This window comes from Methylobacterium nigriterrae, from assembly GCF_037106235.1.
GTDB classification, from domain to species: domain Bacteria; phylum Pseudomonadota; class Alphaproteobacteria; order Rhizobiales; family Beijerinckiaceae; genus Methylobacterium; species Methylobacterium nigriterrae.
Genome location: NZ_JBAWTG010000904.1, coordinates 1 through 268, shown reverse-complemented (window position 1 = coordinate 268; position 268 = coordinate 1). Strand labels below are relative to the sequence as shown.

The following is a 268-nucleotide window of genomic DNA, read 5'->3' as shown; positions in this document are numbered from 1 at the left end:
TTGCCTTGACCGATCGCCCCGGCACGCGGCGGACCGGCGCGAGAACCAGCAAGGGACCTCAGACGTGAGCGACCTCACCCTCGCCGGCGAGACCCTGCCGGCACCCACCGGCGCCGAGGCGCGCGCGCTCAGCGACGAGGACCTGGCCGCTCTCCGGCGGGCCGTCCGCGCCCTGGAGCAGCCGGGCATCGCCGCGCGCCTCTCGGCGGCCGCCGGCGCGCCCCTCGACATGATCGGCCGCTCGCTGCCGGCCCCCGTGACCGACGCG

The 268-nt window shown here is 78.4% G+C and carries 1 pseudogene; it reads left to right on the top strand.

Going from position 1 to position 268, the window contains the following annotated elements:
* Nucleotides 1-64: 64 nt before the first annotated feature.
* Nucleotides 65-268 (top strand): annotated as a pseudogene (locus WDW90_RS39625) (EcsC family protein); the annotation flags it as partial.